The sequence below is a fragment of the Enterobacter sp. ENT02 genome, from assembly GCF_019219165.1.
Lineage (GTDB): Bacteria > Pseudomonadota > Gammaproteobacteria > Enterobacterales > Enterobacteriaceae > Enterobacter > Enterobacter mori.
Window position 1 is genome coordinate 390,561 of sequence record NZ_JAHUWD010000003.1, and the last position, 19,648, is coordinate 410,208.

Annotated in this window: 17 protein-coding genes; 15 read left to right on the plus strand and 2 right to left on the minus strand. The window is 58.9% G+C overall.

Annotated elements, in window-relative coordinates; genetic code table 11:
• Nucleotides 1-72 precede the first annotated feature (72 nt).
• The 9 genes from KW829_RS12865 to KW829_RS12905 are packed head-to-tail and all read left to right on the plus strand — an operon-like array spanning nt 73 to nt 9,477.
• A complete protein-coding gene (locus tag KW829_RS12865) occupies nt 73-999 on the plus strand; it encodes a VOC family protein (RefSeq protein ID WP_010435417.1) in 927 nt (308 codons plus the stop codon).
• A complete protein-coding gene (locus KW829_RS12870; RefSeq protein ID WP_218308355.1) occupies nt 996-2,183 on the plus strand; it encodes an NAD(P)/FAD-dependent oxidoreductase in 1,188 nt (395 codons plus the stop codon). Before KW829_RS12865 ends, KW829_RS12870 begins: the two co-directional genes overlap by 4 nt.
• A 25-nt stretch (nt 2,184-2,208) precedes the next feature.
• Nucleotides 2,209-3,465 (plus strand): MFS transporter, encoded by a 1,257-nt coding sequence (locus KW829_RS12875; RefSeq protein ID WP_174340143.1) that lies wholly within the window; start codon nt 2,209-2,211, stop codon nt 3,463-3,465.
• Nucleotides 3,466-3,475: 10 nt separating this feature from the next.
• Nucleotides 3,476-4,006 (plus strand): cupin domain-containing protein, encoded by a 531-nt coding sequence (locus tag KW829_RS12880; protein ID WP_010435408.1) that lies wholly within the window; start codon nt 3,476-3,478, stop codon nt 4,004-4,006.
• A 9-nt stretch (nt 4,007-4,015) separates the two neighbouring features.
• Nucleotides 4,016-4,786: an alpha/beta fold hydrolase gene (locus tag KW829_RS12885; RefSeq protein WP_089599994.1), complete on the plus strand. Its 771-nt coding sequence runs from the start codon at nt 4,016-4,018 to the stop codon at nt 4,784-4,786.
• Nucleotides 4,770-5,564 (plus strand): SDR family oxidoreductase, encoded by a 795-nt coding sequence (locus KW829_RS12890; RefSeq protein WP_042719034.1) that lies wholly within the window; start codon nt 4,770-4,772, stop codon nt 5,562-5,564. Before KW829_RS12885 ends, KW829_RS12890 begins: the two co-directional genes overlap by 17 nt.
• A 9-nt stretch (nt 5,565-5,573) precedes the next feature.
• Nucleotides 5,574-6,344, plus strand: a complete 771-nt coding sequence (locus KW829_RS12895) for an aspartate dehydrogenase (protein WP_218308356.1) — start codon at nt 5,574-5,576, stop codon at nt 6,342-6,344.
• Between the two features lie 9 nt (nt 6,345-6,353).
• Nucleotides 6,354-7,823 carry an aldehyde dehydrogenase gene (locus KW829_RS12900; protein WP_218308357.1) on the plus strand — a complete coding sequence of 490 codons (1,470 nt, stop codon included), beginning with the start codon at nt 6,354-6,356 and terminating at the stop codon, nt 7,821-7,823.
• Between the two features lie 13 nt (nt 7,824-7,836).
• Entirely contained in the window at nt 7,837-9,477 is a 1,641-nt protein-coding gene (locus KW829_RS12905) for a thiamine pyrophosphate-binding protein (protein WP_218308358.1), read from the plus strand.
• Between the two features lie 80 nt (nt 9,478-9,557).
• On the opposite strand, the gene KW829_RS12910 is transcribed toward KW829_RS12905, so the two are convergent.
• A complete protein-coding gene (locus tag KW829_RS12910) occupies nt 9,558-10,826 on the minus strand; it encodes an OprD family outer membrane porin (protein WP_089600003.1) in 1,269 nt (422 codons plus the stop codon).
• Between the two features lie 210 nt (nt 10,827-11,036).
• On the minus strand, nt 11,037-11,795 hold the full coding sequence (locus KW829_RS12915) for a M48 family metallopeptidase (RefSeq protein ID WP_010435388.1): 759 nt from the start codon (nt 11,793-11,795) through the stop codon (nt 11,037-11,039).
• Nucleotides 11,796-12,067: 272 nt separating this feature from the next.
• On the opposite strand from KW829_RS12915, the gene tkt reads away from it, so the two are divergent.
• The 6 genes from tkt to argO all read left to right on the plus strand — a co-directional run bounded on the left by tkt (nt 12,068) and on the right by argO (nt 19,627).
• Entirely contained in the window at nt 12,068-14,059 is a 1,992-nt protein-coding gene (gene tkt / locus KW829_RS12920; protein WP_010435385.1) for a transketolase, read from the plus strand.
• A 341-nt stretch (nt 14,060-14,400) separates the two neighbouring features.
• Nucleotides 14,401-15,420 (plus strand): erythrose-4-phosphate dehydrogenase, encoded by a 1,020-nt coding sequence (epd, locus tag KW829_RS12925; protein WP_218308359.1) that lies wholly within the window; start codon nt 14,401-14,403, stop codon nt 15,418-15,420.
• Nucleotides 15,421-15,469: 49 nt separating this feature from the next.
• Nucleotides 15,470-16,633, plus strand: a complete 1,164-nt coding sequence (gene pgk / locus KW829_RS12930; protein ID WP_010435381.1) for a phosphoglycerate kinase — start codon at nt 15,470-15,472, stop codon at nt 16,631-16,633.
• Nucleotides 16,634-16,725: 92 nt separating this feature from the next.
• A complete protein-coding gene (gene fbaA / locus KW829_RS12935; RefSeq protein WP_042715531.1) occupies nt 16,726-17,805 on the plus strand; it encodes a class II fructose-bisphosphate aldolase in 1,080 nt (359 codons plus the stop codon).
• Between the two features lie 186 nt (nt 17,806-17,991).
• A complete protein-coding gene (locus KW829_RS12940; RefSeq protein ID WP_010435377.1) occupies nt 17,992-18,846 on the plus strand; it encodes a small-conductance mechanosensitive channel MscS in 855 nt (284 codons plus the stop codon).
• Nucleotides 18,847-18,991: 145 nt separating this feature from the next.
• The gene (gene argO, locus KW829_RS12945; RefSeq protein WP_218308360.1) at nt 18,992-19,627 is read left to right on the plus strand and encodes an arginine exporter ArgO; all 636 of its coding nucleotides are present in this window, start codon (nt 18,992-18,994) and stop codon (nt 19,625-19,627) included.
• Nucleotides 19,628-19,648 lie beyond the last annotated feature (21 nt).

A 19,648-nucleotide genomic window follows, 5' to 3' on the forward strand; every position in this document is an offset into this window, starting at 1 on the left:
GAGTTAACGTCAGGCGCTTGACCGCGTCGGGCATGTTTTACGCCCAATTTGGGCCAGATGAGGCAACGAACGATGAGTGTAACCGGAATTGAAAAGCTGGAATTTGGCGTGGAAGACCTGACGCACTGCGCCAAATTCATGCGTGATTTTGGCCTGACGGGCGATGCCAGCGGCCAGCGCTTTACCACCCTGAGCGGCGCGCGCGTGGAGCTTAACCCGATCGACAGCCCCGACCTGCCGCCCGCGTTTGAGGTGGGCAACACCCTTCGCCGCATGACCTGGGCGGTTGCGAGTCAGTCAGATCTTAACGCGCTGCGCCCAAAGCTTGCGCAGCAGCCCGGCTTTCGCGAGGTGGGTGACGCGCTGGAGTGTATCGACCCGAACGGCATGACGCTGCGCGTGCAGGTCAGCCAGCAGACCGACGTGGAGCTGAACGTTGAGCCAATCAACCAGTGGGGCGACGCCCGCCGGATCGACACGCCCAGCCCGGTTTACGATCGCGCCCAGCCCATCAACGTGGGGCACGTGGTGTTCTTCGTGGAGGAGCTGGCGGCGGTGGAAAAATTCTACCGCGAGGTGCTCGGCTTCCAGGTCTCTGACCGCTACATCAACCGCGCCGTGTTCCTGCGCTGCGGCGCGCGCGGCGGCCATCACAACCTGTTCCTGCTGCAGCTGCCGAACCGCAGGCGGGGTCTGAACCACGTGGCCTTCACCGTGCGCGACATCCACGAGGTGATCGGCGGCGGTATCGCGATGAATAAAAATGACTGGAGCACCTTCATCGGCCCGGGCCGCCATCCGGTGTCGTCGGCGTACTTCTGGTACGTCAACAGCCCGACCGGCGGCGCGTTTGAGTATTACACCAACGACGATTATCTGACCGAAAACTGGCAGCCGCGCGAGCTGGAGCACTCGCTGGTCTCCTTTACCGAATGGGCGGTGGAAGGTGGGATCGACCACGACACGCGCCGCCAGCAGAAAAAACCGGAGGCGGTATGACGTCGCGCATTGTCATTATCGGCGGCGGCCAGGCGGGCGGCTGGGCGGCGAAAACCCTGCGCGACGAGGGCTTCGACGGCGAGATTTGCGTGGTGGCGGAAGAAGAGTGGGATTTCTACGAGCGTCCGCCGCTGTCGAAAGCCTCTCTGCTGGAGCCGGACGCGGCGCTTCCGCGCCTGTTTTCCGACGAAGCGCAGCGGATGCTTAACCTGACCTGGCACCGTCCGCTGCGTGCGGAGCAGATCGACCGCGAGGCGAAAACGGTGCGTTTAAGCAATGGCGAGCTTCTTAGTTACAACATCCTTTTAATTGCTACCGGAGGGCGGGCGCGCGTGCCGGGTGAGGCGTGGGCGGCGCATCCGCAGGTCTATACCCTGCGCCACTGGCAGGACGCGCAGCGCCTGAAAGGGCGGCTGGCGGAAAGCCAAACCCTGGCGATTATCGGCGGCGGCTGGATTGGCCTTGAGATTGCCGCGTCCGCGCGAAAAAGCGGCGTAGCGGTCACCCTGTTCGAGCAGCAGCCCGCGCTCTGCATGCGCTCGGTGAGCGGCGAGGTATCGCAGCGCTTAGCGGCCCTTCACCGCGAGCAGGGCGTGGATATCCGTACCGGCTGCGGCGCGCTGGAGCTGGAGGACGATAACGGCCTGCCGGTTATCCACTGCGACGGCCAGCGTGAAACCTTTGATGCGGTGGTGGTGGGGATCGGCGTCGATCTCAACCTGGAGCTGGCCCGCGACGCGGGGCTGAAAACCGGGTGCGGGATCGTCGTGGATGCCCAGGGGCGAACGTCGGATCCGTACATTTTTGCCGCCGGCGATGTGGCGCAGCATCATCACTACGGCCTGTGCATTCAGTCCTGGGCCTTCGCCCAGAACCAGGCGGTGGCGACGGCGAAAGCGATGCTCAACCCCGATGCGCCGGGCTACGACGACGCGCCGTGGCTGTGGTCGGATCAATACCAGCACAACATTCAGATCCTCGGCATTCCGCAGCCGGGCAGCAGAACAGTAGCGCGCGAAGATTCGCTGTTCTTCTCGCTGGACGAGAGCGGGCGGCTGACGCAGCTGGTGGCGTTCGACGACGCGCGCACCGTCAAGCTGGCGAAGCGCTGGATGGCAACGGGGCGAGATTTATCAGATGTACCGCTCGGCGACCCGGCTTTTTCACTGATGTCATTGCGATAGCTAACCCGCACCCGTAGGGGGAGACATGACCACATTAGAGACCAACACCGCGCCCGTTGAGGCGAGCGGTGAGGGAACCCGTACGCCTGAAAAAGCGGTGCGCTGGGCTATCCCGCTGTCGCTGCTGGCCTGCGTGCTGCTGGCGTTCTTCGACAAAATCAGCATCGCGGCGCTGTTTTCCGACGGCCATTTCCAGCAGGCGATGGGCATCGATTTCGACACCACGCGCCTCGGCATTTTGATGAGCGCCTTTCTGCTCAGCTACGGCTTTTCGTCGGTGTTTTTAAGCGGGCTGGGCGACAAAATTGCGCCGCTGCGCCTGCTCACCGGAATGATGGCGGTGTGGTGCGTGCTGATGGTGGCGATGGGCTTCACCCATAATTACACGCTGATGATCGTCCTGCGCATTTTGCTGGGCGTGGCAGAAGGGCCGCTGTTCCCGCTGGCCTTCGCCATCGTGCGTCACAACTTCCCGCAGCATCTTCAGGCGCGTGCCACCATGCTCTGGCTGCTGGGCACGCCGGTGGGCGCGGCGATTGGCTTCCCGCTTTCCCTCTGGCTGCTGAACACCTTCGGCTGGCAAAGCACCTTCTTCGTGATGGCGATGCTCACCGTGCCGGTGCTGATCTTTGTGCGCATCGGCCTGCGCGGGATCCGTCTGGATACGAAGCCCGGCACTTCGCAGACGTCTCAGGACGAGCGCCGCGCCGCGCGCCGCGAGCTGTTTGTCAGCCCGCACTTCTGGATCATCTGCATCTTTAATATCGCTTTCCTGACCTACCTGTGGGGCATCAACGGCTGGCTGCCGGGCTACCTGATTAAGGGCAAAGGCATTCACCTGGAGCACGCGGGCTGGCTGTCGTCGATGCCGTTCATCGCCATGCTGGCGGGCGAGGTCATTGGCGCGTGGCTGTCGGACCGGGTCGATAAGCGCGCGGCGGCCTGCTTTATCTCGATGGCGGGGGCTGCGATAGGCCTGGCGGCGGTGATGCACCTCGACACCCCGCTGACCATCATCGCGGCGATGAGCTTCAGCACCTTTATGTGGGGCACCGGCGCACCCAACATTTTCGCCCTGCTGGCGAAGGCCACCCATCCTCGGGTGAGCGCCACGGCGGGCGGCATTTTCAACGGGCTGGGAAACTTTGCGGGCGCGCTGTCGCCAGCGGTGATGGGGGCGTTAATCGCCTTCACCCACAGCATGGATTCCGGGCTGATTTTTCTGGCGGTGATGGCGGCGGTGGGCTGCGTCCTGTTACTGCCGCTGCTGAGACGTTACTGAGGAGAGTGTCATGACTGATTCAACCGTAACCAACACAACAGGCATCAAACCTGACCACCTGACGATGGAAGAGTGGGTCGAGTCGCGCATTGCGCGCTTCGAAGGCCGCAAGTACGACTGGAACGCGCTGAAGTTCCAGGCCGATTTTGACCCGAAGTACCGCCGGGCGCAGATGCGCTATATCGGCACCGGCGCAACGGGCGTCGCGAACGACACCAACACCGTGCAGGCGGACCATTTTACCTTCTCCACCATGGTGCTGCCGTCGAAGTGCGAAGGGCCGCTGCACCTGCACGACGACGTGGAAGAGGTGTTCTTCATGCTTAAAGGGCAGATCACGCTGATGATCCAGGACGGCGACAACTACACCGAAACCGTGCTGCGGGAGCGTGACCTGATCTCAGTTCCGCCGGGCATCTATCGCGGGCTGTTTAACCACGGCGAAGAAGAGGCGCTGATGTGCGTCATGCTGGGGACCAACAAGCCGGAAATCCCGACCTACCCCGCCGATCATCCGCTTTCCAAAGTGAAGCGGAACTAAGGGGGCATGATGACGGGTTTTCGTGAACAGGGAAGCGGCATCCCGCTGATGCTGCTGCACGGTATCAGCTCCGGCGCGGCCTCCTGGCACAAGCAGATGGCGCTGAACGGCTTTCGCGTGCTGGCGTGGGACATGCCCGGCTATGGCGAAAGCCCGATGCTGGCGGTTGAGCGTGCAAACGCGGGGGATTACGCCGACGCGCTGGCGGCGATGCTTGACCGCGCGGGCGTCTGGCAGGCGGTGCTGGTCGGCCATTCGCTCGGCGCACTGGTCGCCAGCGCCTTTGCGGCGAAGTTCCCGGATCGCGTCATCCATCTGGTGCTGGCGGACGCCGCGCAGGGCTACGGCAATGCCGCACCGGCGCAGCGCGAGCAGGTCTGGCGCAGCCGCGAACAGCAGATGGCATTGGGCGGTGAGATCCTCGCCCAGACCCGCGCCGCGAAACTGCTGCGCCCCGGCGCGCGAGAGGAAGATGTTGCCACCGTGGCGGCGGGCATGCGCACGCTGCGCCCGGAAGGCTACCTCGCGGCCGCGTGGATGCTGGTGCACGACGACATTCACGGCTGGCTTAAGCGCTTCCCGGGCAATTTTGAAGTCTGGTGCGGCGAGCAGGATGCCATCACCCAGCCGGAGCTGGTGCAGGGGCTGGCGCTGCGCTACGGCATGCCGTTTATCGCGATCCCGCAGGCCGGACACGCCAGCTATCTCGACAACGACGCGTTTTTTAACCAACAGCTTTTACGCATTAACGAAGAGGTGCGCGATGAATGCACACATTGACGGCCGCGTGGCGGTCGTTACCGGCGGTTCGTCCGGCATTGGCTTTGAAACGCTACGCCTGCTGCTGGGCGAGGGGGCAAGGGTAGCCTTCTGCGGCCGCGATCCGGACCGGCTCGCCAGCGCCCACGCGGCGCTGCAAAACGAATACCCTAACGGGGAGATTTTCTCTTATCGCTGCGACGTGCTGAACGCCGACGAGATTCAGGCCTTCGCGGACGCGGTGCAGGCTCGCTTTGGCGGGGCGGATATGCTGATCAACAACGCCGGGCAGGGCTATGTGGCACACTTCCACGACACCCCGCGTGAGGCGTGGCTGCACGAGGCCGAGCTGAAGCTGTTCGGGGTGATCAACCCGGTGCAGGCGTTTCAGCCGCTGCTGGAGCAGTCCGACATCGCCTCTATCACCTGCGTGAACTCCCTGCTGGCGCTGCAGCCGGAGGAGCACATGATCGCCACCTCCGCCGCCCGCGCCGCGCTGCTGAATATGACGCTCACGCTCTCAAAAGAGCTGGTGGGCAAAGGCATCCGCGTCAATTCCATTCTGCTCGGCATGGTGGAGTCCGGACAGTGGCAGCGCCGCTTTGAGAACCGGGCGGACAAAAGCCAGAGCTGGCTGGAGTGGACGGCGGATATCGCACGCAAGCGCGGCATTCCGATGGCGCGCCTCGGCAAGCCGCAGGAGCCCGCGCAGGCGCTACTGTTTCTCGCCTCGCCGCTGGCCTCGTTTACCACCGGCGCCGCGCTGGACGTTTCCGGCGGCTTCTGCCGCCATCTGTAAGGACACATCATGAAAAAGGTCATGTTAATTGGATTCGGTGCCATGGCGCAGGCGGTGATTGAACGCCTGCCTAAGGGTGTCGCTATCGGCTGGATCGTGGCGCGCGAGTCTCACCACGCGGCAATCCGCGCGCAGCTTGGCGAGGATGTGGTGGCGCTGGCCTCCCCGATGGAGTGCGCGCATACGCCCGATCTGGTGCTGGAGTGCGCCAGCCAGCAGGCGGTGGCGCAGTATGGCGAAGCGATTTTAAGACGCGGCTGGCATCTGGCGGTGATCTCCACCGGTGCGCTGGCGGACAGCGCGCTGGAGCAGCGGCTGCTTGCGGCGGGAGGCAAACTGACGCTGCTCTCCGGTGCGGTTGCCGGTATCGACGGGCTGGCGGCGGCGAAAGAGGGCGGGCTTGAACGCGTGACCTACCGGTCGCGCAAAAACCCGGCCAGCTGGCGCGGCAGCTACGCCGAGCAGCTTATCGATCTCAGTTCTGTTTCTGAAGCAAAGGTCTTCTTCGAGGGCAGCGCCCGCGAGGCGGCGCGTTTGTTTCCTGCCAACGCTAACGTGGCGGCAACCGTGGCGCTCGGCGGTATGGGAATGGATGAGACCCGCGTGCAGCTGATGGTCGACCCGTTAACGAAACGCAATACCCACACGCTGCACGTGGAAGGATTGTTCGGCGAGTTCCATCTTGAGCTGAGCGGACTGCCGCTGGCTTCTAATCCTAAAACCTCCACCCTGGCGGCACTGAGCGCGGTGCGCGCCTGCCGTGAACTGGCCCTGAGCTGAGGAGTGACGATGGACGATCTGAAGATTTTTATCGGCGGCCAGTGGCGACACGGCAGCGGCAGCCCGATGCAGAGCCACTTCCCGGCTGACGGGTCAATTAACGCTACGCTGAACGCGGCAAGTCTCGACGATCTGCAGGAGGCGATTGAGGCCGGAGAGCGCGCCTGGCGCGATCCGGCGTGGCGCGGCTGCCTGCCGCACGTCCGGGCGAAGATCCTGCATAAGGTTGCCGATCTGATTGAGTCCCGCGTGGATGAACTGGCGCAGATGCAGAGCCGCGATAACGGCAAACCGCTGGCGGAAGCGCGCGGGCTGGTGATGAGCGCGGCGGGAACGGCGCGCTACTTTGCCGCCGCCTGCGAGCTGCTGGAGGGGGAGCTCCCAACGCCGCGCCAGCCCGATTTGCTGACGCTGAGCCGCTACGAGCCGCTCGGCGTGGTGGCCGCCATTACGCCGTGGAACTCGCCGATTGCCAGCGAGATGCAGAAGGTCGCGCCGGCCATTGCTGCCGGTAACGCGGTGATCCTCAAGCCCGCCGAAGCCACGCCGCTGATGGCGCTGGAGCTGGCGCGGATTTTCGAACAGGCCGGGCTGCCCGCCGGGCTGCTGAGCGTCCTGCCGGGCAAAGGCTCGGTGATTGGCGATGCGCTGGCGCGCCATCCTCGCGTGCGGAAAATTTCCTTTACCGGCGGCACCACCACGGGCCGTCATCTGGCGCACGTGGCGGCGGAAAAGCTGATCCCGGCCTCGCTGGAGCTGGGCGGAAAATCCCCGACCATCGTGCTGGAAGATGCAGACCTCGAGCAGGCCGCGCGCGGGATCTGCTACGGCATTTTCAGCTCGGCGGGGCAGGCGTGCATTGCCGGATCGCGGCTGTTCATTCACGAGAGCATTTACGCGCCGCTGATGGCGCGGCTGCTGGAGTTAACTCGCGGGCTGCGCGTCGGGCACCCGTTTACCGACGGCGTCCACGTGGGGCCGCTGATCAACGACGGGCATCGTCAGAGCGTGCAGGCGTACGTTGAGCTGGCGAAGCGCGAGGGGGGCCGCGTACTGTGCGGCGGGGAGATCCCTGCCGATCCCAATCTTTGTAACGGCAGCTTTTTCCAGCCCACGATTATCGAGGGGCTGAGCAACAGCGCCCGCGCGTGTCAGGAGGAGATCTTCGGCCCGGTGCTGGTGGCGATGCCGTTTCGCGATGAAACGGCGCTTATTCGCGAAGCGAACGACTCGGTTTATGGCCTGGCAGCGGGGATCTGGACGCGCGATACCGGGCGTGCCCTGCGGTTAAGCGACCAGCTGGAAGCGGGAACCGTGTGGATCAATACCTACAAAGTTTTTGCCATTTCGACCCCGTTCGGGGGCTTTAAAGAGAGCGGTCTGGGCCGCGAAAAGGGTATTCAGGGGCTAAAAGCCTGGATGCAGCAAAAGAGCATTTATCTGGCGACGGGTAACGGCGTCAACCACTGGTGCGACTGAGAAAGGGTGTGCAATGAGCGAAATGATAACCGTCGGCGACGCCATCGCCAGAACGCTGGAGCAGTATCAGGTTGATGCCATTTACGGCGTCATCTCCATTCACAACCTGCCGATTGCTGACGCGGTGGGGCAGCGGGGCAACATCCGCTTCGTGCCCGCGCGCGGCGAAGCCGGTTCCGTCACCATGGCCGATGCCCACGGGCGCTTTTCCGGCCTCGGCGTGGCGCTGACCAGCACCGGCGCGGGCGCGGGTAACGCCGTAGGTGCGCTGGTGGAAGCGATGAGCGCCTGCACGCCGCTGCTGCATTTAACCGGGCAGGTAGAGAAAGCCTGGCTGGATGCCGACACCGGGTTTATCCACGAAACCCGCGACCAGCTGACCTTCCTGAAGGCCAGCTCAAAGCGGGCGTACCGCATCAGCAACGCTAACCAGGCGATGGCCATTCTGCACAAAGCCATTCAGGAGGCGCAGACGCCGCCGTGCGGGCCGGTCTCTGTGGAAATCCCGATTGATATTCAGGGTGCGAAAATTCCGCTGTCGCTGGTGACGAAACCGGTGAAACCGGCTTCGGTTCCAGCCGTCGATCCTATGACGGTTGATGCGCTGTGGACACAGCTTAAGCTGGCAAAAAAGCCGCTACTATGGCTGGGCGGCGGGGCGCTGGGAAGCGCTGACGCGGTGAAAAAGCTGGCGGAGGCGGGTATCACCGTGATTTCCAGCACCCACGCGCGCGGCGTGCTGCCGGACGGCCATCGCGCCAGCCTGCGGGCGTTTCACAACTCGCCGTCGGTGGAGGCGCTGATCGCGCAGTGCGATTTTACGCTGGTCGCTGGTTCACGCCTGCGCAGCAACGAAACCCGTTCCTGGACGCTTGAGCTGCCGCATCCGCGCGTGCAGATTGATATCGACCCGGCGGCGGCAAGCCGTAACTACCTGATGGACAACACGCTGGTAGCCGACTGTTCCGCGTTGCTTGGCGCGCTTGCAGACAAAATTCAGGGCCGCGAGTGGGGCAACGCACAGTGGGATACGCAGGTGCAGCAGGCGGTTGAGCAAGCCGAACAGGGGCTGCGCGAGCAGTGCGGCGCCTACGCGAAACTCAACGACGCCATCGAGAAAGCGCTGCCGAAGGATGGCCTGCTGGTGCGCGATATCACCGTGTCGGGCAGCCTGTGGGGCAGCCGTCTGTTCCGCGCCAACGGACCTCTGATGAACATTCACTCTTTGGCCGGGGCGATTGGCATGGGGCTGCCGATGGCGATCGGCACCGCGATTGCTAACCCGCAGCGCAAGGTGGTGGGGCTGGTGGGCGACGGCGGCCTGAGCCTGAATTTAGGCGAGCTGGCGACGCTGGCGCAGGAAAAAGCCAACGTGACGCTGCTGATCATGAACGACGGCGGTTACGGCGTGATGCGCGGTATTCAGGATAAGTATTTCGGCGGGCGTCAGTATTACAACGAGCTGCATACCCCGGACTTCACCCTGCTGGCGCAGGCGATTGGCCTTCAGGCGTGGAGCGTCGAGCGGGCAGAAGATTTTGATGCGGTGATGACGGAGGCGCTGGCGATGCCGGGGCCGTCGGTAGTGGAAGTGCGAATGGGGCAGATTGGCGCGCTGAAGTTTGCCGGGCCGCCGCAGAAGACGCTTTACTAGCTGTACCCCAACCCTCTCCCACAGGGAGAGGGAGAAAACTGTAGGCCGGGTAAGGCGAAGCCGCCACCCGGCTTTTTTCATCAGAACACGTTAAACGGGTATTCCACGTAAGCGCGGATCTCATCCCCGCCCACGTTATAGTCGCTGGCGTTGCTGGAGACGCGCAGTACGGAGTAGCGCAGGCGCAGCGTCAGGTCTTTTGCCGGGCCATCCTGTACCTTGTACTGGATCTGGTTAAACCACTCGTGCTCTTTGCCGTTGCTGGTTTCAGACGTTTTAATGTTGTCGCCACGCACGTAAGCGGTGGTCCAGCTCAGGCCCGGCAGGCCGAGGCCGGCGAAGTCCAGACCGTAAGAGGCCTGCCATGAGCGCTCGTCTTCACCGTTGAAATCAGACCAGTAGGAGTTCGCCAGCCAGATGGTGTTGCCGCCGTCCCCCACGCCGCCCTGGTCGCGATAGCCGCCGTAGTTGTAGCCGGTGCTGCCGCTGCTCTGCTGGTACGCCACCTTGAAGGTATGAATATCCCAGATGTAGCTCGCCGCCAGGCTCCAGATGGTGTTGCTGCGGCCCGTGTCGAGGCTGTCCGCGTAGCGCTGATCCAGTCGCGAATTGTAGCCGTTGAAATCAAGCACCAGCTGCTGTCCGGTGCTGAACGGCTGTTTGAAGTTCATGCCCAGATACTGCTTATTCATCACCTCTTCATTATGAGAGGCGTACAGCGCGCCGCTGAACTGGTCGTTGAACTGGTAGCTTGCGCCGCCGAAGGTCAGGCTCTTCAGCCCGCTGTCGTGGCGGTCATCGCTTTTACGCTGCTCGTCGGTGAAGTAACCGGCGTTCACTTCCAGACCGTCGATCTCTTTCGAGGTCAGCAGGGTGCCGGTGTAGCTTTCAAACAGCAGGCGGGAGCTGTCGGATGTAATGATTGGCAGCTCAGGACGCTGGTTCCCGTAGCTCAGCACGGTATTGGAGATGCGCATTTTGGCCGTCGCGCCAAACTTTGCCAGATCGGATTTTGCCCGGCCGTCGTCTTCCTGCTTAAAGAAGTCGATGCCGCCCGCGCCGCTCTTGCCGCGGCCACCGTCCAGACGCACGCCATACTGGGCGATACCGTCCACGCCGAAGCCCACCAGCCCTTCGGTATAGCCGGATGCAAAGGTGGCAATGATGCCCTGGCCCCATTCGGCTTTATCCTGCTGGCCCTGATGGTAATCGCGGCTGATATAGGCATTACGTAAAAACAGATCCAGATGGCTGTCGTCAATAAAACCCTGGCTGTCGGATTGCTGGCTTGCTGCGGCAGGTAATGCGGCGAATAAACTTAACGCAACTAATGATAATTCTTTTTTCACGGAGGGAACGTCTCTGTCTGGATATATTAATTTGAATGATTGCGTGGTTGATAATTACCGGAAATATTAACGATTGCAATAAATATGTGACCAGACGTTTCAGGGTCTAAATGCAGATGTGGCGGGGCTTGCTGGCGAGTTACCGATACGTGCTTTTAAATTGGCAATTCATGCGAAATAAAAGGGAGGCAAATATGCCTCCCGGTAAAATTATTTAATTCCGTCTGCGGCCATACGGTCGCGAATATGTTGTGCACGTTCTTCCGAGGCCGGGTGATCGTCAAACATAGAGCTTTGGCGACCCGCCTCCAGCTTGGCCAGTTTTTCGAAGCTGGTGGCTAAACCTGATGGATTAATCCCGCGTTTGCGCAACAGATCGTAGGAGTAATCATCCGCTTCGGACTCCTGACGCTGGGAGAACTGGGAGTTAACCAGCTTTTCACCGACGTCGCCAAGCTGTGACTGCGACAGGCTGCCAACGATACCGCCCGCTGAGGCCGCCGCCGCACGAACGGCATTGGTACCTAACGCAACCTGCATCCCTTTCTTCACGTGGCCGAGCGCAACGTGGCCCATTTCGTGGCCGATAACCGCTTCCACTTCGTTGTCGGTCATCATGTCCATCAGCCCGCTATAGACGCGAATACAGCCGTTCGCCATGGCGAAGGCGTTCACGTCTTTCGCCATGTAAACCTTGTAGTTCACCGGCTGGCCGTTGATGTTGTCGCCCAGCGCGGATGCAATCTTATTCAGACGCTGCGTGTAGGTACTGTTAGCCGGCGCAAGCGTGGCTTTTCCGTCCATATCTTTACACGCCTGATCGCTCAGCGCTTTTACCTGCGCGTCGCTCAGGGAATAGGCCTGAAAGGCTTCTGCGCCTGAGGTCATCAGACCGTTAGAATCCATATTCTGACAGCCGCTCAGCAGGAGCGTCGTACCCAGGGCCAGCACTATTGCACGCATTTTCATGAGATTGCTTCCGTACTCGTTAATCTGAATAAAATCCGAAAAGTGCACCGTCAGCGAAGCCGGTGTCGGGCTAAGTATAAGGAATATCGACAGGGGCGGGCGAGGAGATTGCGCAACATGCGAGCATGATCCAGAGATTTCTTAACGAGCAAAAGAATGCTCCATGTACATGACTTGCGGCTTGGGTTACATTGTTGGCACTTTTTTCCGGCGTAGCCCAAAACGCGCTGTCGTCAAGGGCATGGCCTTTAACAGTCCGATCTGGAGTTAAAATGTCCTCACGTAAAGAGCTTGCTAATGCTATTCGTGCGCTGAGCATGGATGCAGTACAGAAAGCCAAATCTGGCCACCCAGGGGCTCCTATGGGTATGGCTGATATCGCCGAAGTCCTGTGGCGTGACTTCCTGAACCACAACCCGCAGAACCCGTCATGGGCTGACCGCGACCGCTTCGTGCTGTCCAACGGCCACGGCTCTATGCTGATCTATAGCCTGCTGCACCTCACCGGCTACGATCTGCCAATCGAAGAGCTGAAAAACTTCCGTCAGCTGCACTCCAAAACGCCAGGTCACCCGGAAGTGGGTTACACCGCGGGCGTAGAAACCACCACCGGCCCGCTGGGTCAGGGTATTGCTAACGCAGTCGGTATGGCGATTGCTGAGAAGACGCTGGCGGCGCAGTTCAACCGTCCTGGTCACGACATCGTTGACCACTTCACCTACGCGTTCATGGGCGACGGCTGCATGATGGAAGGCATTTCTCACGAAGTGTGCTCCCTGGCAGGTACCCTGAAGCTGGGCAAACTGGTTGCGTTCTATGACGACAACGGTATCTCCATCGACGGTCACGTTGAAGGCTGGTTCACTGACGACACTGCAGCACGCTTCGAAGCCTACGGCTGGCACGTTGTGCGTGGCGTTGATGGCCACGATGCTGACTCGATTAAACGTGCAGTAGAAGAAGCGCGCGCTGTGACGGACAAACCGTCCCTGCTGATGTGCAAAACCATCATTGGCTTCGGTTCGCCGAACAAAGCGGGTACTCACGACTCCCACGGTGCACCGCTGGGCGACGCGGAAATCGCACTGACCCGTGAAGCACTGGGCTGGAAACACCCTGCATTCGAAATCCCATCTGAGATCTACGCTCAGTGGGATGCAAAAGAAGTGGGCCAGGCGAAAGAAGCGGCCTGGAACGAGAAGTTCGCTGCCTATGCGAAGGCCTTCCCTCAGGAAGCAGCTGAGTTCACCCGTCGCATGAAAGGCGACATGCCGTCTGACTTCGACGCGAAAGCGAACGAGTTCATTGCTAAGCTGCAGGCGAACCCGTCTAAAATCGCGAGCCGTAAAGCGTCTCAGAATGCGATTGAAGCGTTCGGACCTCTGCTGCCAGAATTCCTCGGTGGCTCCGCTGACCTCGCGCCTTCTAACCTGACTATCTGGTCCGGTTCTAAAGCGATCAACGAAGACACTGCCGGTAACTACATCCATTACGGTGTACGTGAATTCGGTATGACCGCGATCGCCAACGGTATCTCCCTGCACGGTGGTTTCCTGCCGTACACCTCTACCTTCCTGATGTTCGTTGAATATGCACGTAACGCCGTGCGTATGGCCGCGCTGATGAAACAGCGTCAGGTGATGGTCTACACCCACGACTCCATCGGTCTGGGCGAAGATGGCCCAACTCACCAGCCGGTAGAGCAGGTGGCTTCCCTGCGCGTGACGCCGAACATGAGCACATGGCGTCCATGTGACCAGGTTGAATCCGCGGTGGCGTGGAAATACGGCGTTGAGCGTCAGGACGGTCCAACCGCGCTGATCCTCTCCCGTCAGAACCTGGCACAGCAGGAGCGTACGCCTGAGCAGCTGGCGAACATCGCTCGCGGTGGTTACGTGCTGAAAGATTGCGCGGGCCAGCCAGAGCTGATCTTCATCGCCACCGGTTCTGAAGTTGAACTGGCTGTTGCAGCCTGGGAAAAACTGACTGCCGAAGGCGTGAAAGCGCGCGTGGTTTCCATGCCGTCTACCGATGCGTTCGACAAGCAGGATGCTGCATACCGTGAATCCGTGCTGCCTAAAGCGGTTTCCGCTCGCGTGGCAGTGGAAGCGGGCATCGCTGACTACTGGTTCAAATACGTTGGCCTGAACGGCGCTATCGTCGGTATGACCACCTTCGGTGAATCTGCTCCGGCAGAGCTGCTGTTCGAAGAGTTCGGCTTCACCGTTGAGAACGTTGTCGCTAAGGCGAAAGAACTGCTGTAATTGTTTGTATGGTGCGGGCTGATGCCCTCACCCCGACCCTCTCCCACGGGGAGAGGGTGCAAACACTAAAAACGGTAACCTCTCGGTTACCGTTTTGCTTTTATCTCGTCGTTAATTATTCCATCAAAAATGTGATGCAAGTCATATAGCCCGCTTATTCATCTGGACAGAGATTCCTTTTATTCCCCAATTCGCTTATTCTTGCTGAAGCGTTTCAGTCGATTAAATGTTCGACAATTGACCAATCAATCGCAGTTTGTGACAGCAAGGATTCCCCTTCGGGCGTCGCTGGATTACTCTTTCAGCCACCTCAAACCCAGGGATAGCTTTGCAGGAGATCTATGACCGTACGCGTAGCGATTAATGGCTTCGGTCGCATCGGGCGCAACGTGGTTCGTGCTTTATATGAATCCGGGCGTCGTGCGGAAATAACCGTGGTAGCAATCAACGAACTGGCGGATGCTGCGGGCATGGCGCATTTGTTGAAATATGACACCAGCCACGGACGCTTTGCCTGGGATGTTCGCCAGGAAAGAGATCAGCTGTTTGTCGGCGACGATGCCATCCGCGTACTGCATGAGAGCAGCATCGCCGGGCTACCGTGGCGTGAACTGGGTGTGGATATCGTGCTTGACTGTACCGGCGTTTACGGCAGCCGCGAACATGGCGAAGCACATCTGGCCGCAGGCGCAAAAAAAGTCCTGTTTTCTCACCCCGGCAGTAACGACCTCGACACGACCGTCGTGTTTGGCGTTAACCAGCATGAGCTGCAGGCCGAACACCGCATTGTTTCCAACGCCTCCTGTACCACCAACTGCATTATTCCGGTCATCAAACTGTTAGACGATGCGTATGGCATTGAATCCGGCACCGTGACCACGATTCACTCCGCCATGCACGATCAGCAGGTTATCGACGCCTACCATCCGGATTTACGACGCACTCGCGCAGCGAGCCAGTCAATCATCCCGGTGGATACGAAACTGGCGGCAGGGATCACCCGAATTTTCCCGCAGTTTAACGACCGTTTCGAAGCGATTGCCGTGCGCGTTCCGACGATTAACGTGACCGCAATCGACCTCAGCGTGACGGTGAAAAAACCGGTAAAAGCCTGTGAAGTCAACCTTTTGCTGCAAAAAGCGGCACAGGGTGCATTTCATGGTATAGTTGACTATACGGAATTACCGTTGGTCTCAGTAGATTTTAACCACGACCCGCACAGCGCTATCGTCGATGGCACACAAACGCGCGTCAGTGGGGCACACCTTATCAAGACGCTGGTCTGGTGTGATAACGAATGGGGCTTTGCTAACCGAATGCTCGACACCACGTTAGCAATGGCCGCTCAAGGTTTCAGGTAAGACGCATCGTGCGTCTGCAAAACTTTAAGAATCAACGAGAGGATTCACCATGTCTGTAATTAAGATGACCGATCTGGATCTGGCTGGTAAACGCGTTTTCATCCGTGCCGATCTGAACGTACCGGTTAAAGATGGCAAAGTGACCAGCGACGCGCGTATCCGTGCATCTCTGCCAACCATCGAACTGGCTCTGAAGCAGGGCGCTAAAGTGATGGTCACTTCCCACCTGGGTCGTCCAACTGAAGGCGAGTACAACGAAGAGTTCTCTCTGCTGCCGGTTGTTAATTACCTGAAAGACAAACTGTCAAGCCCGGTTCGCCTGGTGAAAGATTACCTGGACGGCGTTGAAGTGGCTGCCGGTGAGCTGGTTGTTCTGGAAAACGTTCGCTTCAACAAAGGCGAAAAGAAAGACGACGAAGCACTGTCTAAAAAATACGCTGCACTGTGTGACGTATTTGTCATGGATGCCTTCGGTACGGCTCACCGCGCGCAGGCGTCAACCCACGGTATCGGTAAATTCGCGGACGTAGCCTGTGCCGGTCCTCTGCTGGCTGACGAACTGGAAGCGCTGGGTAAAGCACTGAAAGAACCGGCTCGTCCAATGGTGGCTATCGTTGGTGGTTCTAAAGTTTCTACCAAACTGACCGTTCTGGATTCCCTGTCTAAAATCGCTGACCAGCTGATCGTTGGCGGTGGTATCGCGAACACCTTCGTTGCCGCCCAGGGCCACAACGTGGGTAAATCCCTGTACGAAGCAGACCTGGTTGACGAAGCCAAACGCCTGCTGACCACCTGTGACATCCCGGTTCCAACTGACGTTCGCGTAGCGACCGAGTTCTCCGAAACCGCAACCGCGACCCTGAAATCTGTAAATGACATCAAAGATGAAGAGCAGATTCTGGACCTGGGCGACGTTTCTGCACAGAAACTGGCTGAAATCCTGAAAAACGCAAAAACTATCCTGTGGAACGGTCCTGTTGGCGTGTTCGAATTCCCGAACTTCCGCAAAGGTACTGAGATCGTTGCTAACGCAATTGCAGACAGCGAAGCGTTCTCTATCGCAGGCGGTGGTGACACCCTGGCAGCAATCGACCTGTTCGGTATCGCTGACAAGATCTCCTACATCTCCACTGGTGGCGGCGCATTCCTCGAATTCGTGGAAGGCAAAGTACTGCCAGCAGTAGCAATGCTCGAAGAGCGCGCTAAGAAGTAAGCCATTCAAGGGCAGGGAAACCTGCCCAATTTTCAGCGCGCTTATAAGAGCACGCACCTTTTCTAACGGCCGAAGATACAGGACTAAGCAACATGTCTAAAATTTTTGATTTCGTAAAACCTGGCGTTATCACTGGTGATGACGTACAGAAAGTGTTCCAGGTAGCTAAAGAAAACAACTTCGCTCTGCCAGCAGTTAACTGCGTGGGTACCGACTCCATCAACGCCGTACTGGAAACTGCAGCCAAAGTTAAAGCTCCAGTTATCGTTCAGTTCTCTAACGGTGGCGCAGCGTTCATCGCAGGTAAAGGCGTGAAAACTGATGTTCCTCAGGGTGCTGCAATCCTGGGTGCTATTTCTGGTGCGCACCACGTACACCAGATGGCTGAACACTACGGTGTTCCAGTTATCCTGCACACTGACCACTGCGCGAAGAAACTGCTGCCGTGGATCGACGGTCTGCTGGACGCGGGTGAAAAACACTTCGCGGCAACCGGTAAGCCACTGTTCTCTTCTCACATGATCGACCTGTCTGAAGAGTCACTGCACGAAAACATTGAAATCTGCTCCAAATACCTGGCGCGCATGGCCAAAATGGACATGACCCTGGAAATCGAACTGGGTTGCACTGGTGGTGAAGAAGACGGCGTGGACAACAGCCACATGGACGCTTCTGCACTGTACACCCAGCCAGAAGACGTTGATTACGCTTACACCGAGCTGAGCAAAATCAGCCCACGCTTCACCATCGCAGCGTCCTTCGGTAACGTACACGGCGTTTACAAACCAGGTAACGTGGTTCTGACCCCAACCATCCTGCGTGATTCTCAGGAATACGTTTCCAAGAAACACAACCTGCCGCACAACAGCCTGAACTTCGTCTTCCACGGCGGTTCCGGTTCTTCTGCTCAGGAAATCAAAGACTCCGTAAGCTACGGCGTAGTGAAAATGAACATCGATACCGACACCCAGTGGGCAACATGGGACGGTATCCTGCAGTACTACAAAACCAACGAAGCTTACCTGCAGGGTCAGCTGGGCAACCCGAAAGGCGAAGACCAGCCGAACAAGAAATACTACGATCCACGCGTATGGCTGCGCGCTGCACAGACGTCCATGGTGACCCGTCTGGAGCAGGCATTCAAAGAACTGAACGCGATCGACGTTCTGTAATTTGAGCTGCTAACAGCATCAGAAGGCCCGCAAATGCGGGCCTTTTTTTTCGCGTTTTCAACATGCTGCAACATCTGCTTTTGTGATCTGTTTGGCAATATTTGCGCTTTTTGTTTACCCTTTACTGACCTGCCTGTCTCCATGGGGGATGGATTTTGTGTTTTGGTTTAACAAAAGGAAGAATAAATGGAACAACTCGATGTTGTAGACAGCATCAATCACGCCGGTAACTGGCTGGTGCGCAACCAGGCACTGCTGCTGAGCTATGCCGTGAACATCGTCGCGGCGATTGCCATCATCATCGTCGGGATGATCGTGGCGCGTATCGTATCGAACGCGGTCAACCGCGTGATGCTGGCCCGTCACATTGACGCCACGGTGGCTGATTTCCTCTCCGCACTGGTGCGTTATGGCATCATCGCCTTTACGCTGATTGCGGCGCTGGGTCGCGTGGGTGTGCAGACGGCATCCGTCATCGCCGTGCTCGGTGCGGCTGGTCTGGCTATTGGTCTGGCGCTGCAGGGCTCACTTTCAAACCTGGCGGCAGGCGTTCTGCTGGTCACCTTCCGTCCGTTCCGCTCGGGTGAATACGTTGACCTTGGCGGCATTGCCGGAACCGTGCTGCAGGTGCAGATTTTCTCAACCACCTTGCGTACCGTCGATGGCCGTATCGTGGTGGTACCGAACGGGAAAATCATCGCGGGCAACATCATTAACTTCTCCCGTGAACCGGTGCGTCGTAATGAGCTGATTATTAGCGTGGCCTATGACTCCGACATCGATCAGGTAAAATCGCTGATTAGCAATATCATTGCTTCAGACGATCGTATTCTGAAAGATAAAGAGCAGACGGTTCGCCTAAACGAGCTGGGCGCGTCATCCATTAACTTCGTGGTGCGTATCTGGAGCAAAAGCAGCGATCTGCAAAACGTCTACTGGGACGTGCTGGAGCGCATTAAGCGCGAGTTTGACGCCAACGGCATCAGCTTCCCGTACCCGCAGATGGACGTAAACGTCAAAAAAGTAAAAGAAGCCGAATAACGTCTCCCGTAGGCCCGGTAAGCGCTAGCGCCACCGGGCTTTTATTTTATTAGCCATGCTAATACCCAATTAATATTATCAATTTCCTCTAATGTCATTCTCACAGTATAGTCTGCTCCAAAGACAATTCTGCGAGATTTACGTCATGTTATCGTATTACTTTCAAGGGCTTGCACTAGGTGCGGCCATGATCCTCCCTCTCGGTCCCCAAAATGCGTTCGTGATGAACCAGGGCATCCGCCGCCAGTATCATCTGATGATCGCGTTGCTGTGTGCTGTCAGTGACTTACTACTGATCTGCGCCGGGATTTTTGGTGGCAGCGCGCTATTGATGCAGTCTCCATGGCTGCTGGCGCTGGTGACCTGGGGCGGCGTGGCATTCCTGCTGTGGTACGGATTCGGTGCGCTGAAAACGGCGATGAGCAGCAACCTTGAGCTGGCGAGCGCCAAAGTGATGAAGCAGGGCCGCTGGAAAATTATCGTCACCATGCTGGCGGTGACCTGGCTCAATCCGCATGTTTATCTGGATACTTTCGTGGTGTTGGGTAGCCTGGGTGGACAACTGGACGTTGAGCCAAAGCGCTGGTTTGCGCTCGGTACGGTCAGCGCCTCCTTCCTCTGGTTCTTCGGCCTCGCCATTCTGGCGGCATGGTTGGCCCCGCGTTTGCGTACCGCTAAAGCTCAGCGCATCATCAATACGCTGGTCGGTCTGGTGATGTGGTTTATTGCTTTCCAGCTGGCAAAAGAGGGCATTCATCATGTACAGGGATTGTTCAACTAAGCGTTTGTCTTATGGACATCT

Excerpts from the sequence above, each read along its gene's own strand:
- KW829_RS12880 (WP_010435408.1), top strand. The coding sequence starts at position 3,476 with ATGACTGATTCAACCGTAACCAACACAACAGGCATCAAACCTGACCAC.
- KW829_RS12870 (WP_218308355.1), top strand. The coding sequence starts at position 996 with ATGACGTCGCGCATTGTCATTATCGGCGGCGGCCAGGCGGGCGGCTGG.
- KW829_RS12865 (WP_010435417.1), top strand. The coding sequence starts at position 73 with ATGAGTGTAACCGGAATTGAAAAGCTGGAATTTGGCGTGGAAGACCTG.
- KW829_RS12900 (WP_218308357.1), top strand. The coding sequence starts at position 6,354 with ATGGACGATCTGAAGATTTTTATCGGCGGCCAGTGGCGACACGGCAGC.
- KW829_RS12905 (WP_218308358.1), top strand. The coding sequence starts at position 7,837 with ATGAGCGAAATGATAACCGTCGGCGACGCCATCGCCAGAACGCTGGAG.
- tkt (WP_010435385.1), top strand. The coding sequence starts at position 12,068 with ATGTCCTCACGTAAAGAGCTTGCTAATGCTATTCGTGCGCTGAGCATG.
- KW829_RS12885 (WP_089599994.1), top strand. The coding sequence starts at position 4,016 with ATGACGGGTTTTCGTGAACAGGGAAGCGGCATCCCGCTGATGCTGCTG.
- KW829_RS12915 (WP_010435388.1), bottom strand. The coding sequence starts at position 11,795 with ATGAAAATGCGTGCAATAGTGCTGGCCCTGGGTACGACGCTCCTGCTG.
- KW829_RS12895 (WP_218308356.1), top strand. The coding sequence starts at position 5,574 with ATGAAAAAGGTCATGTTAATTGGATTCGGTGCCATGGCGCAGGCGGTG.
- fbaA (WP_042715531.1), top strand. The coding sequence starts at position 16,726 with ATGTCTAAAATTTTTGATTTCGTAAAACCTGGCGTTATCACTGGTGAT.
- KW829_RS12875 (WP_174340143.1), top strand. The coding sequence starts at position 2,209 with ATGACCACATTAGAGACCAACACCGCGCCCGTTGAGGCGAGCGGTGAG.
- KW829_RS12940 (WP_010435377.1), top strand. The coding sequence starts at position 17,992 with ATGGAACAACTCGATGTTGTAGACAGCATCAATCACGCCGGTAACTGG.
- KW829_RS12890 (WP_042719034.1), top strand. The coding sequence starts at position 4,770 with ATGAATGCACACATTGACGGCCGCGTGGCGGTCGTTACCGGCGGTTCG.
- argO (WP_218308360.1), top strand. The coding sequence starts at position 18,992 with ATGTTATCGTATTACTTTCAAGGGCTTGCACTAGGTGCGGCCATGATC.
- epd (WP_218308359.1), top strand. The coding sequence starts at position 14,401 with ATGACCGTACGCGTAGCGATTAATGGCTTCGGTCGCATCGGGCGCAAC.
- pgk (WP_010435381.1), top strand. The coding sequence starts at position 15,470 with ATGTCTGTAATTAAGATGACCGATCTGGATCTGGCTGGTAAACGCGTT.